This window comes from Rhodococcus sp. R1101, from assembly GCF_000278445.1.
GTDB classification, from domain to species: domain Bacteria; phylum Actinomycetota; class Actinomycetes; order Mycobacteriales; family Mycobacteriaceae; genus Rhodococcus; species Rhodococcus gordoniae.
The window spans coordinates 1-1,733 of sequence record NZ_AJVB01000660.1 but is presented as its reverse complement, the minus strand read 5'-3'; the positions used below and the strand labels follow the sequence as shown (position 1 = coordinate 1,733).

At 56.0% G+C, this 1,733-nt stretch carries 2 rRNA genes; both read right to left on the bottom strand.

Annotation, left to right across the window (positions count from 1 at the left end):
• Positions 1-7: 7 nt before the first annotated feature.
• Positions 8-124, bottom strand: a 5S ribosomal RNA gene (rrf, locus tag R1101_RS0122915).
• Positions 125-232: 108 nt separating this feature from the next.
• Positions 233-1,733: ribosomal RNA gene (locus R1101_RS30775) — 23S ribosomal RNA — on the bottom strand; the annotation flags it as partial.

Here is a 1,733-nt window from a genome sequence, read left to right as displayed (position 1 = left end):
AACGGGTGTTCGGCGGTGTCCTACTCTCCCACACCCTGTCGAGTGCAGTACCATCGGCGCAGACAGGCTTAGCTTCCGGGTTCGGAATGGGACCGGGCGTTTCCCTGTCGCTATGGCCGCCGTAACTCTATGAAACAGTAACCACGCAGAACATCGACAACCCTGCTACCGCAGGATCTTCGATATCTGTGTGTGTTGTTTCAGATACCGCACAGTGGACGCGTAACATCTTCGTGGTAAGTCCTCGGCCTATTAGTACCGGTCACCTCCACCCATTGCTGGGCTTCCAGTTCCGGCCTATCAACCCGGTGGTCTGCCGGGGGCCTTACCCCCTCGAGGGGGTGAGAAACCTCATCTTGGAACAGGCTTCCCGCTTAGATGCTTTCAGCGGTTATCCCTTCCGAACGTAGCCAACCAGCCATGCCCCTGGCGGGACAACTGGCACACCAGAGGTTCGTCCGTCCCGGTCCTCTCGTACTAGGGACAGCCTTCCTCAAGTTTCTAACGCGCGCGGCGGATAGAGACCGAACTGTCTCACGACGTTCTAAACCCAGCTCGCGTGCCGCTTTAATGGGCGAACAGCCCAACCCTTGGGACCTACTCCAGCCCCAGGATGCGACGAGCCGACATCGAGGTGCCAAACCATCCCGTCGATATGGACTCTTGGGGAAGATCAGCCTGTTATCCCCGGGGTACCTTTTATCCGTTGAGCGACACCGCTTCCACATGCCGGTGCCGGATCACTAGTCCCGACTTTCGTCCCTGCTCGACCTGTCAGTCTCACAGTCAAGCTCCCTTGTGCACTTGCACTCGACACCTGATTGCCAACCAGGCTGAGGGAACCTTTGGGCGCCTCCGTTACATTTTGGGAGGCAACCGCCCCAGTTAAACTACCCACCAGGCACTGTCCCTGAACCAGATCATGGTCCGAGGTTAGAGGTCCAATACGATCAGAGTGGTATTTCAACAACGACTCCACCCATACTGGCGTATGAGCTTCACAGTCTCCCACCTATCCTACACAAACCGAACCGAACACCAATACCAAGCTATAGTGAAGGTCCCGGGGTCTTTTCGTCCTGCCGCGCGTAACGAGCATCTTTACTCGTAATGCAATTTCGCCGAGTCTGTGGTCGAGACAGCAGAGAAGTCGTTACGCCATTCGTGCAGGTCGGAACTTACCCGACAAGGAATTTCGCTACCTTAGGATGGTTATAGTTACCACCGCCGTTTACTGGGGCTTAAATTCTCAGCTTCGCGGAGTGAACTCCACTAACCGGTCCTCTTAACCTTCCAGCACCGGGCAGGCGTCAGTCCGTATACATCGTCTTACGACTTCGCACGGACCTGTGTTTTTAGTAAACAGTCGCTTCTCTCTGGTCTCTGCGACCACCCCCAGCTCACGGAGCAAGTCCGGTCACCGAGCGTGGTCCCCCTTCTCCCGAAGTTACGGGGGCATTTTGCCGAGTTCCTTAACCACAGTTCTCTCGATCGCCTCGGTATTCTCTACCTGACCACCTGTGTCGGTTTGGGGTACGGGCCGTGTACCAACTCACTAGAGGCTTTTCTCGGCAGCATAGGATCACTGAATTCCCCTCAACGGGTACGCATCACCTCTCAGGCTGCATGAATGGCGGATTTGCCTACCATTCGCCCTACCGGCTTACACCAGGTATTCCATCACCTGGCCCAGCTACCTTCCTGCGTCACCCCATCGCTTGACTACTACAATC